Origin of the sequence: Seminibacterium arietis, assembly GCF_042675725.1 — a bacterium.
GTDB classification, from domain to species: domain Bacteria; phylum Pseudomonadota; class Gammaproteobacteria; order Enterobacterales; family Pasteurellaceae; genus Seminibacterium; species Seminibacterium arietis.
Map to the genome: position 1 here is coordinate 1 of NZ_JBHTJN010000004.1, position 21,101 is coordinate 21,101.

Genomic DNA, 21,101 nt, shown 5'->3' on the forward strand with positions numbered 1-21,101 from the left:
CGACACGGTCATCTACTTACAACGCCGTGTCGTTGTGTGCCCCCCATTATAGTCAATTCTTAATCCTATGCAACTACTTTTTTACTTTTTTCCAAAAAAAATTACCAATTGACCAAAATAACATCAAAATAACTATTTCATTACCATTTTATGACCATCCCTCTCACAACATAAAAATCTACTCAAAGAACAAAATTCTCTCAAAACTGACCGCTCTTTACCTTGTTATTATTTAAGTCTTTTTATTTCATAGAAATGTTATGCTTTTCTATCATTAAATAAAATTTTATACTATCATTTCTAAACTATTAACTATTTGGAATGCCTATGAAATTTATCTATTATTTGGGTTTACTAACAATAGTATCTAATATATCTATAGTACATGCAGGAGACGCAATAGAAATTGGTCATATTGATAATGAATTCACTCGTTTCCAACAACAATCACAACAAAATTTAAACCAACTACGACAACAAAGTGAACAAATATGGATTAATCAACATCAATATCAACAAAAAGAAGAGCGCTCTCCTTCTTCATCTTTATCTCAATATTGCTTACCCTATAATGGATTAGATTTTATAGGTATTACTCTAGTTGATGTTTCCTCTCTACACCTTACTAAAAATGACTGTATAAGTGAGAGTAAATTAAATGAAATCAGCAAAAAAATCACTCAACTTTATTTGAAAAAAGGTTATATCCATCACTCATTTCAATTTGAAGAAGATTCTAATGGTAACCTGATTTTACATGTTATTGAAGGAAAAGTAACCGCACTTAGTTCTACTAGTAGTAGGTTGAATTTTACAACTTTAGCACCGCACATGATCAATAAGCCGCTTAATATAAAAGATTTAGATCAATCACTCGATCAAGCGAACAAAATGAAAGGAAGTCACGTTACTGTTGATGTTTTACCTCAAAAAACAGGAGAGATCCACCTTAGCTTCGTTAATCAAGAGAAATCGAAAATCAACGGCTATCTAGGATTCGATAACTTTGCCTCCCATCGTCATAAATATTGGCAAATTAGGAGTGGTTTTAATGTTGATAATCCTTTAGGCTTATCTGATACTTTATTTTTGAGCTTATCTCATACATTAAAGTCAGTTAATACTAATTTTAATCGTTCAGCAACTTTTTTTCATTCAATTCCTTATGGTTACTGGACTCTCAATTCTTATGGTACTCTGTCTAAATTTAACACTCAAGTTCCACTACAATATCATCGTGCCGAACAGCGCGGTAGCAGTTGGCAAATAGGATTAAAAGTTGATTACACTTTTCATCGAGGTGAAAATCACATTTCTACAATTTATACACAATTTGAACATTATAGTGCAAAAAATTATTTTCTTGATGCAATGATCGAATTACAAAGTCCGAAATTAAACACTGTACTTTTAGGTATCAATCATGCTCAATTATTTCCACGAGGATCTTTATCCTTTGATTTAAATTACGAAAAAGGCTTAACTCAATTAGATATTGAAAAACGTCATAAAAATCAACCGCACTTATTGCAAGGTAAATTCAATAAATGGAATGGGGAATTACAATTCAATTACTACTATAACTGGTTAGATCATCTCTTTCATCAAAAACAACGTTTACTCCTACAATATAGCTCAGACAATCTAGTAGGAGTAAAGCAATTCGAACTGCTAGGACGGAATGCGATAAGAGGATTTAAAAAACTATCAATTTCAGCAGAAAAAAGTGCGGTCTTACAAAATGAAATTAGCATTATTTACACTGATGCAAAATGGCAATTTGAACCATACATTTTAATGGATATAGGTCTCTCAAAAGCTTCTAGTGGGCAAAGTAGTACTTATAAAGCATTTGCACTAGGTGCTGGATTGAAAGTTAATTTCACTGAAAAATTGACACTTAACTTTGAATGGGCAAATGGAAAATTAATACAACCTAATGGACTAAACTCACACGAGAGTAGTATTAATTTACAAACAAACTATCTTTTTTAGTGACTAAGATCACATTTTAAAATAAATCTGTGGCTTTTTTATATAACAATATTAGTATGTTAAAGCTCCCTATCGAAGGAGAAAAAATTTAAAGATATTAACACTGAATTTGATTAATTCTGTGTATTTAATGATTTAATAAAAAGGAATATTATTATGAATAAGCCGCTCACGTTATCCAAAATTGCTATCGCACTATCCTCTATATTATACGTTCAAATCAGTCATGCAGACATCCAACCAGCTAACCCAAATACTCAAGTTTCTAAACAAAATAATGTAGAAGTAATCAATATTGCTAAACCAAGCAATTCTGGATTATCTCACAATCAATATCACAACTATAATGTTGAAAATACAGGAGCTGTTTTAAATAATGCGTTGCAAAACGGTAAGTCTCAACTCGCCGGCGATGTAAACAAAAATCCTAATTTTGGAAATCAAGCTGCCAATATAATTTTAAATGAAGTCGTTAGTCGCAATCCTTCAACTTTAGCAGGTAAACAAGAAGTATTTGGACAAAAAGCTGATTACGTATTAGCTAATCCAAATGGAATTACTTGTGATGGATGTGGTTTTATCAATACAACTAAAGAATCTCTAGTCGTCGGTCAAGTACAAGTAAAAGATGGCAATTTAAATGGCTATGATGTAAAAGGTAATAATAAATTAGTTACTAAAGGAACAATAACTGGATCACAAAACTTAGATCTAATTGCACCTCAGATTCAGGTCAGTGGTGATATCAAATCTGAACATGATATTAACATCATCGAAGGACGTAATAAAATCGAACGAGATGCTCAAGGTCAATTAAAAATTAAAGTTGTCAGACAAGAAGGACAAGTGTTAGATGGGAAAATAGCAGGTAGTATTCAAGCTGGGCGAATTAGAATTCATTCTACTGATGAGCGAGCTACTTTGTCTGTTGCTGGTAGTCATCTAAAAGCAAAAGAAGTTAATGTCACCGCAGGCAATACTACTTTAACTGGTATAGCTTCGAACCAATCAAATGAAAAAACTGAAAATAAATCGAACATAAAAAACGTCACCTCACATCAAATTAAAGAAAAAACTACTCAACAATATCAAAAAACGCTAATTGAAGCAGATAACGTATTTGTCAGTGCGAAAAATAAACTTAACGTTACTGCAACAGACATTAAGGCAAACACCGAAGCAAAACTGGTAGGCAAACAGACTCACGTTGGAGCAGAAAAAACAACTAATAACTATTCTATCAAAAACAATCAATCTAAAGGTCTGTGGCATCGCAATGAAACCTTTAACACCAGCAAAGAAAATTTACATCGAACCGAAATTACGGCAGATACAGTTAAAGTCATTGCGACTGAAGGAAAATTGACTGGTGAAGCTGTAAAATTAGAAGGAAAAAATATCGGTTTACAGGGCAAAAATGGTGTTTCTTTGAAGGGAGCAACAGAAACTGCAATAAATAATATAAGTGCAGATATAAAAAATGAGACAGCCACACTCAAAACTGGACAAACTAAACAAGAAAAGTCTGTGCAAACTTACATTGCCACTGAATTAAAAGCTGATCAGCAATTAGTCATAAATGGTCAATCAGTAGAGTTAAAAGGAGTAAAAGGGCAAATTGATGGAGATCTAGTGATTAAAGCTGATGATAAAACCACATTCACTGCAGAAAAAAGTTTTAATCACCACAAAGTTGATGGTGATCTAAAATACTGGGGAGGATTAGGTGGTTCTAATCAACAATTCTCTGAAGACGACTTAGGCATGCAAAATGGTTCTGATTTTACTATAGCAGGAAAAACTTACATTGAATCAGATAAAGGTGTGCAAATTTCAGGTAGCCGAGTAATTTCAGGAAAAGAGGCTATTGTGAAAGCGGTAAATGGCAATTTAAATATTGATGCGGTAAATGTAGAAAATAAAACCATAGAAAATAATCGTCAAGGCACTATTTTTAATATTACTAAAGCACGCTCAGAAAAATTTAGTCAAAAACTAACCGCTCAAGGTTCAACTCTTCATTCAGAATCTAACTTAAAATTAACAGTAGATAAGGATATTAATGTTATTGGTAGTTCTCTTAAAACAGCTGGATTATTGGATGTAGTTTCGCTAAAAAACGGCAAAATAAACCTTTTAGGAGCAGAAAACACAGAAACTCACAAATCCTCTTCTTATAGTTTTAATTTCAGTGCCAAAGCAGAAAAACCAGATATTAAAGTGAATAAAGAAGCTTTAATTGGTAGTGCCGTTGATACTATTTCTAAGCTAGTTGATGGTAAACTTGATGGCAAAGGCGTTGGTACTGCTGTTTTTGACAACGTCAAAAAGAATGTATCAATTTCGGGTAAAGCAGGTGTTGGATTACATATCCATGACAATCAAGAAGAAACACAATCAACTACTCACTCTGCATCAACTCTAAATGGAAAAAATATCCACTTAAAAGCTGATACTGTAACCGTTAGTGGTAGCAAAATTAATGCCACAAATAATGTAAAAGTTGATGCTAAAAAAGTTGATGAGTTAGCACAATATGATAAAGCTCGCAATACAGAAGCTAACACCAAAGCTAATTTAACATTAGATATAGAGGTTAAACCAGACGCTGTCTCTGGCAAAGTTGGCATAGGAGTAAACTATACCAATTCCAATACAAACACAAGTACAGCTCAACGCAGTCAAATTAAGGCTGGTAACAATATTCATATCAATGCTGATAAATTGAATGTCAAAGGTTCCAATCTTGAAGCTGGTAACCAACTAGTAGAAAATGTTAAAGAAATAAATCATAGTGCAGCTAAAAATAGCGTTACTACTAACGTACAGAATGTTAATACAGAAGTAAGTGTAGGTGCTGGAATTAATACTGCTAAAGCTGTGAACAGCAATATTGCAATAAAATCTAATGGTGGATACGACAACACCGTAGAAGAAAAATCTGTTGTCAGTCATATTACTGCAAAAAATGGAATTATAAGTAATAGTAAAGTACTATCTGATGAAGGGACAAAATATCAATCAAATAAAGATATTGTTGTTACGGCTGAAAAATATGATGCAAAATCTGCTCAAAATACAGTACAGAAAGATAAGTTAACAGCAGGAGCAGAAGTTAATGTCAGTGCAAACACCGCAGATTTTACTACTGTTAATATCAATGTAGACACTAAAGCTAATCTACAAAAAGCTAGTTCAAATTCGGTTAAATCTGAAAAAACCAACATCAAAGGTAATAACATTAAAATCCATACCAAAGATTTACGTAGCCAAGCAGATATTACAGCAGAAAAAAGTCTAAATGTTAAAGCAAAAAATGCTAAATTTATTCAGTCTACTGATTCTGAATCTAAAACATCTGGTGGATTTGAACTTGGTGTTGGTGTGGGTGCTATTGTTGTACCTAGTGCAACTGTTGCTATCCCATCAGTAAGTGTAAAAGCTAAAGCAAATGGAGGTCAAAGCAAAAATACTCAAGCGGTAAGTTCTACATTAAAAGGTGGTGATGTTACTATAAAAATAGAAAATAAACTAGCACTACAAGGTACCAATATTGCTGCTAAAAATAATGTTGGTGTATCTGCAAAACAACTCTCTATTACAGCTACAGAAAACCACAGTAAAGCATTAGAGATCGGTGGTGGTGTAGCCGTTAAAGTCGGAGCAAAAGCCTCTGATCTAGCTCCGAATATAGATTTCAATGTAAAACATGAAGATAGTGTTCAACACGATAAAGTGAATATTAAAGGTAATCAAGTTACTCTTAGTGGCGATCAAAGTGCGGTGCTTTCTGGCGTAAAATCTGAAAGTAACAAGTTAACATTGAATGTTAAACACGGAGCTGTGGAATTGCTTTCACCGCAAAACCAAACAAATAAGACTAATATTGGTGCGAATCTATCACTCAACGGTGGCTTATCATCAGCGATGTGGTTAGTAAAAGGAGGTTCTGCGGGGGCGAATTTAGAAATAGTGCGAAATCAAAATCATGCAACTACAGAACTTCATGCTAAAAACACTGAACTTAATGTTAATGGCAATGCAATAATGCAAGGTGCTAGCGTTGATAGTGAGAAACTTACTAACAACATTAAAGGGATAACGCATATTGTGGATGTAACTGATAAAGTCAGTGAGACAACCGCAAAAATATCCGCTAATGGTAGTGGGATTATTAATGCTTACACGCCAGAAAACTGGAAAGAAAATGCGAAAAAAGACTGGGATAACGGTACAATTGCTGGTGTTTTAGGTAAAGCAGATTTCACTGTAGCACTAAAACGTGGTAATACATTAACTCATGGAGGAATTAATCCAAAAGCCCCAGAAACTACTAATAAGCTTTCTGTTAATGCAACAGGCAGTTTGACAACCGATCCTAAAACTATTTATAAACAATTAAAAGAGGCTGTCGTAGAAAAAAAACTACCTTTTACATTACATATTGAAAAATAATTGATAAAAATTCAGATCGCATTTTATTACTTTATAAAGTGCGATCACTTCCATTCAAAACCCATTAATGTTTTACAATATTAAAAAGGGGGACATTTAAAAAGAAACGAAATTGCCGAATATTACTACAATATCTCATTTTAAAATCGAGCTTTTCATATCAAAATTTGATGCTTTCAAAAATATCAATATATTTTAGGAGTTATTATGAAATTAACAAAAATCGCTTCACTTGCATTATTGACTTTCGGTTCAATAACCGCTCAAGCAGAACAATTACCAAATATCACTATTTTAGCCACTGGTGGGACGATTGCTGGTAGCACAGAAACTACTGCAAAAGCTCATTATACCGCTGGAGTATTAGCAGTTGATGCCTTAATCGAAGCTGTACCTGAAATGAAAGCAATCGCTAACATTACAGGAAAACAAATTGTTAACATCGGTTCACAAGATATGAACGATCAAGTTTGGTTGACTTTAGCAAAAGACATTAATAATCAATGTAAAAACACTGACGGTTTTGTGATTACTCACGGAACTGATACTATGGAAGAAACAGCCTATTTTTTAAACATAACAGCAAAATGTAAAAAACCTATTGTTTTAGTGGGTGCAATGCGTCCAGCTACAGAAAAATCAGCTGACGGTCCACTAAATCTATATAATGCTGTCTTAGTTGCAAAAGACCAAAAATCTCATAACAGAGGAGTGTTAGTGACAATGAATAATGAGATTTTAGGTGCTCGTGATGTAACTAAAATCAGCACAACAGCAATTCAATCCTTCGTTGCTGCAAATTTTGGTCCTTTAGGCGTTGTCTATAATGACAAAGTCAACTATGACCACTCTAGCGAAACTAAACATACTGTAAATAGTGAGTTTAATGTAGACAATATAAAAGAATTACCTAAAGTTGGAATTATCTATGCCTACTCTAACATGCCAACTGAACCTCTCCATGCTCTACTTGATGCAGGTTATCAAGGAATTGTTGTAGCGGGCGTGGGAAATGGTAATTTAAATGCTGAAAATTTAGCAATACTAGAGCAAGCAGCTAAAAAAGGTATTGCTGTTGTTCGATCATCTCGTGTTGGAAAAGGATTTACAACTCGCAATGCAGAACTAGATGATAATAAATATGGATTTGTTGCCTCAGGTACATTAAACCCACAAAAATCACGTATATTGTTACAGTTGGCTTTAACTAAAACAAAAGATCCGCTTGTTATTCAAGAAATGTTTGATAATTACTAACTAGCTATACAAAAAATCGGCTACACAATCAAATGAGTAGCCGATTTATGTTGTCTATTTTTTATTCGCATTTGCTATCAATGTTCACTTCAGTGATAACTACTTAGCAACATTCCCAATAAAAACACACCCATTTTTATATCTTCATTACTAATTCTTTGCTGATTAAAATACAACTGGTTATTTTCAAATTTTAGATTAATTTGGTATTTATTTCGCTCTTTATCGAAAATACCAATACTTGTTTGATACATTGCTAAATTTTTCCGCACTTGAGCATTTGCTTTTTCACGAGATTTTCCTTTGCTTACTTCATATGCAGTTAAAAACTCAACTAAAGCTTCGTGATCTAGTTGCAAATCAAAGTTAAAATGCGTAAAAATCTGAAACAGATTGTGTTGAATATTGGGTAATTTTAAAAAATCTTTCAACAATTCAGCACTTATATTTGATTCTAACATACCCTTTCCATTCTCTACTACTAAGGGTTGTAATACAAAGTGCGGTGTATTTTGCAAGATTTTTTCTACTGCATATTTTACAACTTGATTATCAATCTGATTTTTTCCATACTTTTTGTATTCTGCAACAAGCTGATTGACACTTTCACCATCTAAATGCTTTAACCCCAATTTAATTTTTACTTTGCCTAAATCTAAATTATTTAGATTAACTTCATCAACATAGTTATCTATTATAATATCAATAAAGTCTTTTTCTTGTTCATTCTCTTTGGCGATAAAATGCAAATCATGATTTTCATACTCAATAATTGAATTGCCGCTAATCAGAGAACCATATTCTGTTTTTACATAGGCTTCATTCAACCAAGTATGACTCAAATTTTGATTAAATGAAAATGAACTCTTACCTTTAGTATTTACTAACGTCATATCATAATTAGGAATAACATGCTCATTTCCATTTGAATTTTGTTTAAATGTTAATTTTGCTAATGGCATATCAATTTCAAATTTTGCAACGTTATTTTTATCAATTTCAAAATGTTGAATAAAATTAAACTCTCCTTCAATTTGCTCTAACTTAGCAACAAAATCAGACTCTATTTTCCCTTGCATATTTTGTAAATAACAAACACTAAAGTCCATTTTTAGTGGATTATTTTTTTCATTTTTAAACCATTTTTTAGTTTGTTCATTTTCTGCCACATAAGTCGTACCGCTTAATAAATTAAAGGAAAAATTATTTAAAGTAATAGGACCATGATAAACTTTTCCTGTAAAAGGAATATCATAAGATTGACTTTCACCATCAATATTAATATGCAAATTATATTTTATTTCTGAACTAAATATCCCACGTTCAATATTAGCATTCGTTAATTCAAGATCGAACATAGGCGTGAAGGATGAAGATAATAATTTATTCACTTGTTCAACACGTTGCTGAAATCCGTTTTCTAGCTGCTTACCAATATACCAGCTCCCTCCTGTGTAAACGCCTATTGAAGCAATAATCACCGCAATTACAGTTGTTTTTTTCATTATTTTTCCTTTTTATCCTGTAAAGAAACTTTAGTTAAATTAGCATAATTCTTATTAGTTAGATAGAGATAGACACAGAAGTGCGGTCAATTTATACAAAAATTTTTCTGTGTAAAAATTTTTTATTGTCCTGATTAGCAGAAATAGAGATAATATGGAGTTTGTTCAAATTGGCAAAAAAACTTATGACCGATTATATTTTAGTAATTATTAGCACCGCACTCATTAACAACTTTGTATTAGTCAAGTTTTTGGGGCTTTGTCCGTTAATGGGTGTATCAAAAAAAATCGAAACTGCAATGGGAATGGGCTTAGCAACTATGTTTGTTCTCACCGTTGCGTCGTTGTGTGCTTACTTAATCGATCATTATTTGTTAATTCCTTTAGAAGGGACATTTTTACGTACATTAGTTTTTATTTTAGTCATTGCAGTGGTCGTTCAGTTTACTGAAATGATGATAAAAAAAACTAGCCCAACTCTTTATCGTTTACTTGGTATTTTTCTCCCTTTAATTACAACTAATTGTGCAGTGTTAGGTGTAGCATTGCTAAATGTCAATCTTGCTCATAACTTAACTCAATCGGTTATTTATGGTTTCAGTGCCTCGCTCGGCTTTGCCTTAGTTCTAATATTATTTGCCTCACTGAGAGAACGGCTAGCTGCGGCAGATGTTCCAAAACCTTTCCGTGGAGCTTCTATCGCTTTAATCACTGCGGGCTTAATGTCCCTTGCATTTATGGGTTTCACAGGGTTAGTGAGAACATAATATGGCTATGATATATTATATCTTAATCTCAGTGGCTATATTGGCACTGCTCTTTGGCATTGTATTAGGCGTTGCATCTATTCACTTTAAAGTAGAAGCTGATCCTATTGTAGAGAAAATCGATGCTTTACTACCACAAAGCCAGTGTGGGCAATGCGGTTATGCTGGTTGTAAACCCTATGCTGAAGCCATCGCTAATGGAGATTTGATCACAAAATGTATTCCAGGTGGACAACCATTAGTAGAAAAAATTGCCGATTTATTAGGTGTAGATACCCCGACAACTGAATTTGCTGAAGACGATAAAGCTAAAGTAGCACTAATTAATGAAGAAATGTGTATAGGATGTACAAAATGTATTCAAGCTTGCCCTGTCGACGCAATTATTGGTACAAATCGAGCATTACACACTGTTATCGCAGATCTCTGCACTGGCTGTGAACTTTGTATTGCACCTTGTCCTACAGACTGTATTTCAATAATTAACGTAACTGAGACCATTGATAATTGGGATTGGAAATTTAATCCAAATTTAATTATTCCTGTAGTGGAAATTTCATCAGCATCGAGTAAAACATGATTGTGGGGAAATAATGAAAGACGTATTAACGGCATTTAATTCAGGAAAATTATGGGATTTCCATGGTGGATTTCATCCCCCTGAGATGAAATCTCAATCAAATCAAAAACCAATAAAATCAATAAATTTACCCCGCACTTTTTATGTTCCAGTGAAACAGCACAGTGGTGTTGCAGGCAATATTATTGTCAACATCGGAGACTATGTCTTAAAAGGTCAACCGTTAACTCAAGGACAAGAATTAAGAAGTTTACCTGTTCATGCTCCAACTTCAGGTAAAGTAATTAGTATCGCTCCTTATGTAGCAGCCCACCCTTCAGGCTTATCAGAATTAACTATAGAGATTCAAGCAGATGGCTTGGATCAGTGGAGAGAGCAATTTCCAATTGAAAATTTTCTCAGTCAAACTCCTGAACAATTAATTGAACGGATTTATCTTGCTGGAATAGCAGGATTAGGTGGAGCTGTATTCCCCAGTGCTGCTAAAATTAAAACTGCGGAAAAATCAACAAAGTTACTGATTATTAATGGTGCAGAATGCGAACCTTATATTACTTGTGACGATCGTCTAATGCGAGATTATCCGCAAGATATTATCGAGGGTATTCGGATTTTACGTTATATTTTACGCCCCGAAAAAGTTGTTATCGCAATAGAAGATAACAAACTTGAAGCGGTGAATACATTAAAACAAGCATTGCATGGTGCAAATGATATTGAAATTAGAGTTATTCCAACAAAATATCCCTCAGGTGGAGCAAAGCAATTAATTCAGATTTTAACGGGAATAGAAATTCAAAGTGGTCAACGTTCTTCTTCTGTTGGCATACTTATGCATAATGTGGGAACTGCATTTGCTATCAAAAGAGCGGTAATAAATGATGAACCTTTAATTGAACGAGTTGTTACGTTAACAGGTGATAAAATTCTTAATAAAGGAAATAGATGGGTTCGCTTAGGTACTCCAGTTCATCATTTACTACAGCAAGTTGATTATAACTATGACAACCGTTTTCCTGTTTTCATGGGGGGACCAATGATGGGATTTATTTTGCCTAATTTAAACGTCCCTGTCACTAAAACGACTAACTGCTTGCTTGCTCCAGATCATTTTGAATATTCCCCACCAATTGCAGAGCAATCTTGCATTCGTTGTTGTGCTTGTTCCGATGTTTGTCCTGTAAAATTAATGCCACAACAACTTTATTGGTATGCTCGCTCTGAAGATCATGAAAAAACTCAAGAATATTCACTAACTGATTGTATAGAATGCGGATTATGTGCATATGTTTGCCCAAGTAATATTCCGTTAATTCAATATTTTCGTCAAGAAAAAGCGAAACTTTGGCAAATTAAACAACAGGAGAAAAAATCTGAAGAAGCTAAAATTCGTTTTGAAAACCGACAGGCTCGCTTAAATCAAGAGGAACAAGCTCGTAAAGCCCGAACTCAACGTGCGGCAGAACTACGTCGTGAAGAATTAGCACAGCAACAAGGTATTGATCCAGTACAAGCCGCATTAGCTCGGTTAAAAGCTAAAAAGCTAGAGACAACTAATACATTGCAAGTCAAAGAAGTGAAAACCTTAACCAATGAAAAAGGTGAACTTTTACCTGACAATAGAGATATTACGGCTTTACGCAAAGCTCGTCGCTTAAGCAGACAAACAGAAGAAAATAAAGCTGATACTACTACGCAAAGAAAGCTTGAAACCGCTCTTGAACCAAGCGATCCTAAAAAAGCTGCTATCGCCGCCGCAATTGCAAGAGCAAAAGCAAGAAAAACAGCACAACAACACCAACGAGAGAACAACTAATGTTTAAAATGAAAAGTTCACCCCACACTCATTCAGGTAAACGTACAGCTCATATTATGTTATGGGTTATCGTTGCTATGCTCCCAGCAATTGCAGGGCAAATTTATTATTTTGGTTTTGGTGTACTAATTCAGTCTTGCCTTGCTATTTGTTTTGCTTTGCTATTGGAGCTTATCGTCACTATTTTACGTAAAAAACCAATATACTTTTATATTGGTGATTTCAGTATCGTATTAACTGCATTAATTTTAGCAGTAGCTATTCCTTCTTATTCCCCCTACTGGGTAATCTTAATTGGAACTTTTTGTGCAGTTATTTTAGGTAAACATGTTTATGGAGGATTAGGTCAAAACTTATTTAACCCAGCGATGGTTGGTTATGTAATTTTACTTATTTCCTTTCCATTACAAATGACTACCTGGTTACCTCCAATACGATTATTAAATGAACCGCCAACATTCTATGATTCCTATTCACTAATATTTAATGGATTCACTAGCGATGGTTTTAGCTTACATCAGCTAACTTCTGCAATTGACGGAATTACACAAGCAACACCTTTAGATGCAGTTAAAACACATATAAAATCGGGAATAGAGCATATTTCACAACTAAATTCTTCACCAATTTTTCAATCTTTTCTTTCTGATAATATCGATCAAATATCACTAGGACTAGGTTGGGCTCAAATCAACATCCTTTTCTTAGTTGGTGGTCTATTTTTACTTTGGAAAAAAATTATTCACTGGCATATCCCAGTTGCACTGTTAACTACTATGTTTACTATTTCAACAATTCATTTTTTCTTTTCTGATACAGTACCTCAACCTTTATGGCAGCTCTTCAGTGGATCAACTATGTTTGCCGCCTTTTTCATCGCCACCGATCCTGTCACAGCATCAATCACACCTAGAGGTAAACTGATATTTGGTGCTATTGTAGGTGCGTTAATTTGTTTAATCCGTTTTAAAGGTGGCTATCCCGATGGTACTGCATTCGCTATTTTATTAGCAAATATTTGTGTTCCTTTAATCGATCACTACACTCGTCCAATAATCAATGGGCATCAGAAAAGGGAGATAAAATAATGAAAACACTTAATGTCAGTTTTCGCTATGGTGTCACTCTTGGTATCACTGCTTTAATTTGTACCGCACTTTCTGTTGGTTTTTATTTTCTGACTCAAGACAGAATCCAACGAGCAATCGCTACACAGCAGCAAGAGCTACTTTCTCAAATTATTCCCTCAAAATACTATGATAATGATCTACTAGCAAGCTGCACTACATTTGATATAGAGATATTAAAACAAACTCGAATTGATAAAATATGTACTGCACAAAAGAATCATCTAAACACTGCTTATATTTACGAAACAGTTGCAACTGATGGCTACTCTGGTAATATTCGACTCATCGTTGGCATCACGCTAGAAGGAAAAATTCTTGGTGTAAGAGTGACGAATCATAACGAAACGCCAGGTTTAGGGGATAAAATAGAATTGCGTATTTCTGACTGGATTTTATCTTTTAATGATCAACAAATTGATCCTAACAATTTAGGAAGCTGGGCAGTAAAAAAAGATGGAGGAAAATTTGATCAATTTACAGGAGCTACTATTACACCTCGTGCAGTTGTTAATCAAGTAAAACAATCGGCTTTAGCTATATTGCAATTTATTAATTACGCTCAACTAAACAACGAACAAAATGAAGATAATGCAAAATCTAAAAAAAACACACCGCACTAGCTTGGATTTTGAGAAAAATCAAACTCAAAATCAAGAAGATATAGAGTAAAATACAATGACAAAACAACATACAGTAAAAAAAGAGACTAAAAGTACTATATGGGCAACGCTGTTAAAACAAGGGGTGTGGCATAATAACCCTACTTTAGTACAATTATTAGGACTTTGTCCTCTTCTTGCCGTGTCTTCTACTGCAACAAATGCTCTGGGTTTAGGCTTTGCTACCATTATTGTACTAGTTTGCACCAATACAGTAATTTCATTGTTTCGCTATAAAATTGCTTATGAAATTCGTATTCCTATTTATGTTATGATTATCGCCACTACGGTGACATTAGTGCAATTAATGATGAATGCCTACACTTATACACTCTATCAATCACTTGGCATTTTTATTCCGCTCATTGTTACTAATTGTATTGTTATCGGTCGTGCAGAAGCATTTGCCTCTAAAAATACAATACTTCATTCTTTATTTGATGGTTTTTCTATGGGATTAGGAATGACTTTTAGTTTGTTATTACTCGGTTCAATTCGAGAAGTTATAGGTACAGGAAAACTTTTCACTGGGATTGAAAATTTATTGGGTAACTGGGCAGCTGTATTGCATGTGGAAATATTTCCACTTCACAATAATTTTCTGTTAGCTATTTTACCGCCAGGAGCATTCTTAACTTTAGGCTTCTTACTTGCACTTAAAAATTTTGTAGATCAGAAAATAAAATAGTATGAATAAGCAAAAACGTATTGAGATATTAACCCGTTTACGTAATCATAATCCGACACCAACAACTGAATTAAATTATACTTCGCCTTTTGAGTTATTAATTGCTGTAATTTTATCTGCACAAGCAACTGATAAAGGTGTTAATAAAGCTACGGCTAAGCTTTTTCCCATTGCAAATACACCGCAACAGATATTTGATCTTGGCATAGATGGGCTAAAGAGCTATATAAAAACGATAGGACTTTATAACAGTAAAGCAGAAAATATTATCAAAACTTGCCGCGATTTAATTGAAAAATATGATAGTCAAGTACCAGAGAGTCGTGAAGAATTAGAAAGTCTTGCTGGCGTAGGACGAAAAACAGCTAACGTAGTTTTAAATACTGCATTTGGTCACCCAACAATTGCTGTTGATACACATATATTTCGAGTCTGTAATCGAACAGGTTTTGCATCGGGTAAGAACGTATTGAAAGTAGAAGAAAAGCTACTCAGTGTTGTACCAGCAGAGTTTAAAGTTGATGTTCATCATTGGCTAATTTTACATGGTCGCTATACTTGTATAGCAAGGAAGCCTCGTTGTGGCTCTTGTATTATTGAAGATCTATGCGAATACAAAGACAAAACAGAAAGTTAAATACCAATCCCAGTAACCCAGATATGAGGTAAATTATAATGACAAAACCAGAAAGACAAACTTGGACAAATCGATTAACTTATGTACTTACTGTTGCAGGAGCAACAGTGGGTTTTGGTGCTACTTGGCGGTTTCCTTATTTAGTTGGGGAAAATGGTGGTGGGGCCTACGTACTTCTTTTTTGTGTAGCTATGATACTCATTGGTATTCCCATGATTTTAGTAGAAAATGTAATAGGAAGACGTCTACATGTTAATTCGATTGATGCCTTTAACACTAAAAATCGCTCTATTTCTAAGTACTGGAAAATAATCGGCTATATGGGGTTACTTGGTGCATTCGGTATCATGGCATATTACATGGTGTTAGGCGGTTGGGTTATCAACTATATCATCAGCTTAATTAGCGGTAGTTTAGATATTTCATCGGTCATCACCAAAGAGCAAGCTAAACAATTCTATGATACTAGTATCGCTGGAAGTCCTTTACAAATCATTCTATACACTTTTATTTTTGTGTTCATTAACTATATTATTTTAATTAAAGGAATCATTGCAGGAATTGAAAGAGCAGTAAAATATTTAATGCCATTATTGTTTTTATTTCTTATCGGCATGGTAATCCGTAATATAACTTTACCTGGTGCAATGGAAGGAATTATTTATTACTTAAAACCTGATTTCTCTAAAATTACACCGCACTTATTTATTATGGTTTTAGGACAAGTTTTCTTTGCATTAAGTTTGGGATTCGGTGTATTGATTACTTTATCTAGCTATTTAAGCAAAACAGAAAATTTAGTTCAAACTGCTATTATCACAGGTTTTACTAACACTGTTATTGCAGTATTAGCTGGATTTATGATTTTTCCTTCTCTCTTTAGCTTCGGCATTGAACCTAATGCAGGACCAACTTTAGTATTCCAAAGTTTACCAATTGTATTTTCACACTTATGGGCAGGACGCTTCTTTGCTGTGATTTTCTTTGGTCTACTACTAATCGCGGCACTAACCACATCAATCACTATTTATGAGGTTATCATTACCGCACTACAAGAAAAACTCAAATTTCGCCGTAGCAAAGCAATTATTGTAACTTTGGGCGGTATTTTCTTATTGGGTAATATTCCCTCAATTTTAGGGGATAATTCATTAAAAGATATTACATTTTTTGGTAAAAGCATTTTTGATACATTTGACTATGTCAGTGGTAATATCTTATTTTTATTGACCGCACTTGGATGTGCTATTTTCGTTGGTTTTGTATTGAAAGAAGAAGCTAAGCAAGAATTATCTTCAACACCAAATTCGCTGTTTAGTACCATTTGGTTCAATTATGTTAAGTTTGTTGTTCCACTCATTATTTTAGTTATCTTTATTAGCAACTTAATCTAACTATAAAGCCTGAGCTTATCTCAGGCTTTACTATTATTTTTGTTTGCTTTGTATTCCTTCTAAATATTCCCATCGGCTAAATGCTAATTCAAATTCCTGCTCTGCTTCTGCAAGTTTCTGTAATTTAACTGTCGTTTGTTCATACGATTGTTGAAAAAATGCGGGATCAGCTATTTCATTCTGAAATATAATGATTTTTTGTTCTAATTGTTCTAGTAATAAAGGCAACTGCTCCAATTCTCGTTGTTCTTTATAAGACAATTTCTGCTGACGCTTTTTGGGTACCTGATTCAATTCGTTATCAGATTGTACCGCACTTTGTGGTGATACATTTTTCACTTTCAGCTGAGATTTAACTTTCGTTGCTAGGCTATTTTCTTGCTGCTGACGTGCATCATAAAAACCGCCAACGTATTTTCCTAGTGTACCTTCACCTTCAAAAAAATAGCATTCAGTAGCAGTATTATCAATAAATTGACGATCATGACTAACAATTAATAATGTTCCTTGATAATCTGTTAATAAATCTTCTAATAATTCTAAGGTTTCAACATCTAAATCATTAGTAGGTTCATCTAAAATCAATAAATTATTAGGTTTAAGGAGCAATTTCGCTAATAATAGACGATTGCGTTCACCGCCAGATAACGCTTTAACTGGAGTCATTGCCCGTCTTGGTGGAAATAAGAAATCCTGTAGATAACCTAATACATGACGTTTTACACCATTAACTTCAATATCCTGTTTGCCATCAGCTACATTGTCCATTACCGTTTTTTCTAGATCTAGTTCTGCACGGTATTGATCAAAATAAGCAATATCCAATTTTGTACCACATTTAATACTACCAGAACAGGGTTGCAATTCTCCTAATAACAGTTTGATAAAAGTAGTTTTTCCACAACCATTTGGACCAACTAATGCAATTTTATCGCCTCTTAATATAGTAGTGCTAAAGTTTTTTAACAATGTTTTACCAGCTATTTCATAGGTTACATTTTGTAGATCAAATATGATTTTACCCGAACGATTAATGTTATCTATTTGTAATTTCGCCGTTCCCATTACATCACGACGTTGACGCCGAGCTTCTCGCAAAGCTTTCAATGCTCTAACTCGCCCTTCATTTCTAGTGCGACGAGCCTTAATACCTTGTCGAATCCAAATTTCCTCCTGTGCCAATTTTTTATCAAATAGCTCATTTTGCAATGTTTCGACACGTAAATTCTCTTCTTTGGTTGCTAGATAAAGATCATAATCTCCAGGATAAGAAACTAATTTACCTCGATCAAGATCAACAATTCTCGTCGCAATTTTACGGATAAATGCACGATCATGAGAAATAAAAACAATACTGCCACTAAAATCTTGTAAAAGATTTTCTAACCAATCAATTACTTCAATATCTAAATGATTAGTTGGTTCATCTAATAATAATACGTCAGGTTCACAGACTAATGCTCTAGCCAAAGCTGCCTTTCGTAACCAGCCACCAGATAATTGGGCTAGGGGCATATTGGGATTTAACTCTAATTTTAATAAAATTTCTTTAATTTTATTTTCAAATCGCCATCCTCCTAAATGCTCAAGTTTACTTTGAACACTCGCTAATTGATTCAATTTTTGTTCGCTATAATCTTGCTCTAAAGATAGAGAAATACGATGATAGTCTTTTAATAATTCCGCTAAGTGTCCAATGCCTTCAGCCACATAATCAAACACATTACCCTTCTCATGACGAGGTGGATCTTGCTCTAAACGAGAAATAATCACTCCTTGAGCAAGTTGCAAACGCCCATCATCAAGTGCAGTATCTCCAGACAAAATCTTCAATAATGTTGATTTCCCTGCACCATTACGTCCCACTAAACACAATCTTTCACCTGTTTCAATGTGTAAATCAGTATGATCTAATAAGGGATGATCACTAAAAGAAAGATACGCATCGGTTAAACTGATTAATGCCACTATAAGTCCTTAAAATATGTTGGAAAAGTAAACTTTTTGCTGATTTTATCAGTTTTACTCTTCTTTTTCAGCTCAAAACAACTTAACTTTAATTTTTTGTTATCAAACTATAAAATTGGTTTCAATGCTTCAATACAACGCTCCACTACTTGCTCAAAAGTATCTGAGATATCAATAAAAATAACATCTTGTTCCGAAGTCAGTGGAATTTCTAAAGTTTCAAATTGACTTTTAAGCATTTCTGTTTTCATAAAATGACCTTTTCGTAGTTGCATCCGAGATTTAATCAGTTCAAAAGAACTATTTAAAAATAAAAAACAAATATTTTCATTACCATCACGAATCATATCTCGATAGCTTTTTTTCAAAGCCGAACAAGCAATAATGCCTACTTCATTTTTATGATTTAAGCTGAACGCTGCATCACGAACTCGTTCCAACCAAGGTTTACGATCTTGATCACTTAAAGGCTGACCTTGCCCCATTTTTATTATGTTTGCTTTAGGATGTAAGTCATCACCATCAATGAATTTTAACCCTAAACGATGTGCAACTTCTTTTCCTAAAGAAGTTTTCCCCACCCCAGATACTCCCATAAAAATAATGCAGTTTGTTGCTATTTTTTTCATAAAAATCCCCTATTTTTATATCAATTCTATAAAAGTTACCGAAAACATTTATTTTGCAATAAAAATCATAAAAATAAATGTTTTTAGCCAAAACAAAATATAAAAACATTAAAAATTTGAACCTCATCACAAAATCAAAGGAAAAATGTAAATTCTACTTTACCTTATCTACAATAACATATATGTTACTGGTAACTAAAATAATATTATAATTCTCTGATGGAGGGAATATGCTAATTTTTATCTTAATCGCTTCTGTCTTATTGCTCTTACTTCTAATTATCAAATTTCGTGTACATGCTTTTGTCGCATTAATTATTGTCAGCCTATTAACCGCACTTGCTACAGGAATTCCAATCAATAAAATTTTACCAACGTTATTAAATGGGTTTGGTAATACTCTTGCTTCCGTGGCGTTATTAGTTGGATTAGGTGCGATGATCGGACAATTATTAGAAATTACAGGGGGAGCAAAAGTATTAGCTGATACTTTAATTAGTAAATTCGGCGAAAAAAAAGCACCTCTGGCATTAGGACTTGCATCCTTATTATTTGGTTTCCCAATTTTCTTTGACGCAGGTCTAGTAGTTATGCTACCAATTATTTTCAGTGTTGCAAAACGCTTTGGTGGCTCTGTTATTCGCTATGCTTTTCCTGCTGCTGGTGCTTTTGCTGTTATGCATGCGTTTGCTCCTCCGCACCCAGGTCCTGTTGCTTCGGGAGATCTACTTGGAGCGAATATAGGGCTATTAGTTATGATTGGAATCATTTTAGCAATCCCTACTTGGTATATAAGTTGTTATGTTTTTAGTAACTATTTAGCAAAAAAAATATTTCTTGAATTACCTAAAAACGTATTAAATAACGCAGCAATTAACGAAACTGCGGTACAAAATCCACCTAGTTTTACTAAAGTATTGGCTATCTTACTACTTCCTTTAATACTGATATTATTTGACACTGGTTTAAACACATTATCTGTGAGTAAAATAATTGATGGTTCACAACTTTGGGTAGAAAGTCTACGATTAATCGGTAAGACTCCAGTTGCATTGTTAATTACACTTATTACTGCTATTTTCTTACTTAAGGAGCAGCGTAGCTATGAACAAATAGAAAAAATTTGTGACCATGCTTTAGCCCCTATTTGTGGTATCATTTTAGTAACAGGTGCAGGGGGTATGTTTGGTGGTGTACTTCGAGCGAGTGGAATTGGCGATGTTTTGGCTGAAATGTTATCGAATACAGGTATGCCTATTATCATTGCAGCTTTTATGATTGCTACTGCATTACGTATTGCACAAGGATCTGCTACTGTTGCTCTCACCACAACTTCAGCGTTAATTGCACCAACAGTCGCATCAGCAACAGGATTAACTCAATTTGACCTTTGCTTTATCGTTATAGCTATTGCGTCAGGGGCAACTGTATTTTCTCATGTAAACGATAGTGGATTTTGGCTAGTTAGCAGATTCTTAGGAATGGATACTAAAACTACGCTAAGAACATGGACAGTGCAGGAAACGTTTATTGGTTTTGTTGGGTTTGGTTTAGCACTCATCGGTAGCATTTTGCTATAAAAAATTAATTGCTCAAAGTGCGGTAGATTTTTGAAAAGTTT

Annotated in this window: 14 protein-coding genes and 1 pseudogene; 12 read left to right on the forward strand and 3 right to left on the reverse strand. The window is 33.9% G+C overall.

Annotated elements, in window-relative coordinates; genetic code table 11:
• Positions 1-327: 327 nt before the first annotated feature.
• The 3 genes from ACFQ02_RS01075 (at position 328) to ansB (ending at position 7,707) form a co-directional block, all read left to right on the forward strand.
• Positions 328-1,995: a ShlB/FhaC/HecB family hemolysin secretion/activation protein gene (locus tag ACFQ02_RS01075; RefSeq protein ID WP_380818220.1), complete on the forward strand. Its 1,668-nt coding sequence runs from the start codon at positions 328-330 to the stop codon at positions 1,993-1,995.
• 156 nt (positions 1,996-2,151) lie between these two features.
• On the forward strand, positions 2,152-6,450 hold the full coding sequence (locus tag ACFQ02_RS01080; RefSeq protein WP_380818223.1) for a two-partner secretion domain-containing protein: 4,299 nt from the start codon (positions 2,152-2,154) through the stop codon (positions 6,448-6,450).
• Between the two features lie 207 nt (positions 6,451-6,657).
• Positions 6,658-7,707, forward strand: coding sequence for an L-asparaginase 2 (ansB, locus tag ACFQ02_RS01085; protein WP_380818226.1), 1,050 nt, complete (start codon positions 6,658-6,660; stop codon positions 7,705-7,707).
• 89 nt (positions 7,708-7,796) lie between these two features.
• Here ansB and ACFQ02_RS01090 read toward each other — a convergent pair whose 3' ends face one another.
• A complete protein-coding gene (locus ACFQ02_RS01090) occupies positions 7,797-9,212 on the reverse strand; it encodes a DUF945 family protein (protein ID WP_380818229.1) in 1,416 nt (471 codons plus the stop codon).
• Positions 9,213-9,397: 185 nt separating this feature from the next.
• Between ACFQ02_RS01090 and rsxA the strand changes: the two genes are divergently transcribed.
• The 8 genes and pseudogenes from rsxA (at position 9,398) to ACFQ02_RS01130 (ending at position 16,883) form a co-directional block, all read left to right on the forward strand.
• Positions 9,398-9,979 (forward strand): electron transport complex subunit RsxA, encoded by a 582-nt coding sequence (gene rsxA, locus ACFQ02_RS01095; RefSeq protein ID WP_380818898.1) that lies wholly within the window; start codon positions 9,398-9,400, stop codon positions 9,977-9,979.
• A gap of 1 nt (position 9,980) precedes the next feature.
• A pseudogene (rsxB, locus tag ACFQ02_RS01100) lies at positions 9,981-10,573 on the forward strand (electron transport complex subunit RsxB).
• Positions 10,573-12,375, forward strand: a complete 1,803-nt coding sequence (rsxC, locus tag ACFQ02_RS01105) for an electron transport complex subunit RsxC (protein ID WP_380818233.1) — start codon at positions 10,573-10,575, stop codon at positions 12,373-12,375. Before rsxB ends, rsxC begins: the two are co-directional and overlap by 1 nt.
• Positions 12,375-13,463: an electron transport complex subunit RsxD gene (gene rsxD / locus ACFQ02_RS01110; protein ID WP_380818235.1), complete on the forward strand. Its 1,089-nt coding sequence runs from the start codon at positions 12,375-12,377 to the stop codon at positions 13,461-13,463. The genes rsxC and rsxD overlap by 1 nt, the downstream gene beginning before the upstream one ends.
• Entirely contained in the window at positions 13,463-14,125 is a 663-nt protein-coding gene (gene rsxG, locus ACFQ02_RS01115; RefSeq protein WP_380818237.1) for an electron transport complex subunit RsxG, read from the forward strand. Before rsxD ends, rsxG begins: the two co-directional genes overlap by 1 nt.
• Before the next feature lie 55 nt (positions 14,126-14,180).
• Positions 14,181-14,852: an electron transport complex subunit E gene (locus ACFQ02_RS01120; protein ID WP_380818239.1), complete on the forward strand. Its 672-nt coding sequence runs from the start codon at positions 14,181-14,183 to the stop codon at positions 14,850-14,852.
• Position 14,853: 1 nt separating this feature from the next.
• Positions 14,854-15,489, forward strand: a complete 636-nt coding sequence (gene nth, locus ACFQ02_RS01125) for an endonuclease III (protein ID WP_380818242.1) — start codon at positions 14,854-14,856, stop codon at positions 15,487-15,489.
• Between the two features lie 32 nt (positions 15,490-15,521).
• Positions 15,522-16,883, forward strand: a complete 1,362-nt coding sequence (locus ACFQ02_RS01130; protein WP_380818901.1) for a sodium-dependent transporter — start codon at positions 15,522-15,524, stop codon at positions 16,881-16,883.
• Positions 16,884-16,916: 33 nt separating this feature from the next.
• Here the strand turns inward: ACFQ02_RS01130 and ACFQ02_RS01135 are convergent, their stop codons facing one another.
• Together ACFQ02_RS01135 and ACFQ02_RS01140 are read right to left on the reverse strand one after the other, a co-directional pair.
• A complete protein-coding gene (locus ACFQ02_RS01135) occupies positions 16,917-18,851 on the reverse strand; it encodes an ABC transporter ATP-binding protein (RefSeq protein WP_380818244.1) in 1,935 nt (644 codons plus the stop codon).
• 107 nt (positions 18,852-18,958) lie between these two features.
• Positions 18,959-19,480: a gluconokinase gene (locus ACFQ02_RS01140; RefSeq protein WP_380818246.1), complete on the reverse strand. Its 522-nt coding sequence runs from the start codon at positions 19,478-19,480 to the stop codon at positions 18,959-18,961.
• A 230-nt stretch (positions 19,481-19,710) separates the two neighbouring features.
• On the opposite strand from ACFQ02_RS01140, the gene ACFQ02_RS01145 reads away from it, so the two are divergent.
• Positions 19,711-21,060 carry a GntP family permease gene (locus ACFQ02_RS01145; protein ID WP_380818249.1) on the forward strand — a complete coding sequence of 450 codons (1,350 nt, stop codon included), beginning with the start codon at positions 19,711-19,713 and terminating at the stop codon, positions 21,058-21,060.
• Positions 21,061-21,101 lie beyond the last annotated feature (41 nt).

Bases quoted from the DNA above. Each gene is read 5' to 3' on its own strand.
- ACFQ02_RS01075 (WP_380818220.1), top strand. From the start codon at position 328: ATGAAATTTATCTATTATTTGGGTTTACTAACAATAGTATCTAATATA.
- ACFQ02_RS01080 (WP_380818223.1), top strand. From the start codon at position 2,152: ATGAATAAGCCGCTCACGTTATCCAAAATTGCTATCGCACTATCCTCT.
- ansB (WP_380818226.1), top strand. From the start codon at position 6,658: ATGAAATTAACAAAAATCGCTTCACTTGCATTATTGACTTTCGGTTCA.
- ACFQ02_RS01090 (WP_380818229.1), bottom strand. From the start codon at position 9,212: ATGAAAAAAACAACTGTAATTGCGGTGATTATTGCTTCAATAGGCGTT.
- rsxA (WP_380818898.1), top strand. From the start codon at position 9,398: ATGACCGATTATATTTTAGTAATTATTAGCACCGCACTCATTAACAAC.
- rsxC (WP_380818233.1), top strand. From the start codon at position 10,573: ATGAAAGACGTATTAACGGCATTTAATTCAGGAAAATTATGGGATTTC.
- rsxD (WP_380818235.1), top strand. From the start codon at position 12,375: ATGTTTAAAATGAAAAGTTCACCCCACACTCATTCAGGTAAACGTACA.
- rsxG (WP_380818237.1), top strand. From the start codon at position 13,463: ATGAAAACACTTAATGTCAGTTTTCGCTATGGTGTCACTCTTGGTATC.
- ACFQ02_RS01120 (WP_380818239.1), top strand. From the start codon at position 14,181: ATGACAAAACAACATACAGTAAAAAAAGAGACTAAAAGTACTATATGG.
- nth (WP_380818242.1), top strand. From the start codon at position 14,854: ATGAATAAGCAAAAACGTATTGAGATATTAACCCGTTTACGTAATCAT.
- ACFQ02_RS01140 (WP_380818246.1), bottom strand. From the start codon at position 19,480: ATGAAAAAAATAGCAACAAACTGCATTATTTTTATGGGAGTATCTGGG.
- ACFQ02_RS01145 (WP_380818249.1), top strand. From the start codon at position 19,711: ATGCTAATTTTTATCTTAATCGCTTCTGTCTTATTGCTCTTACTTCTA.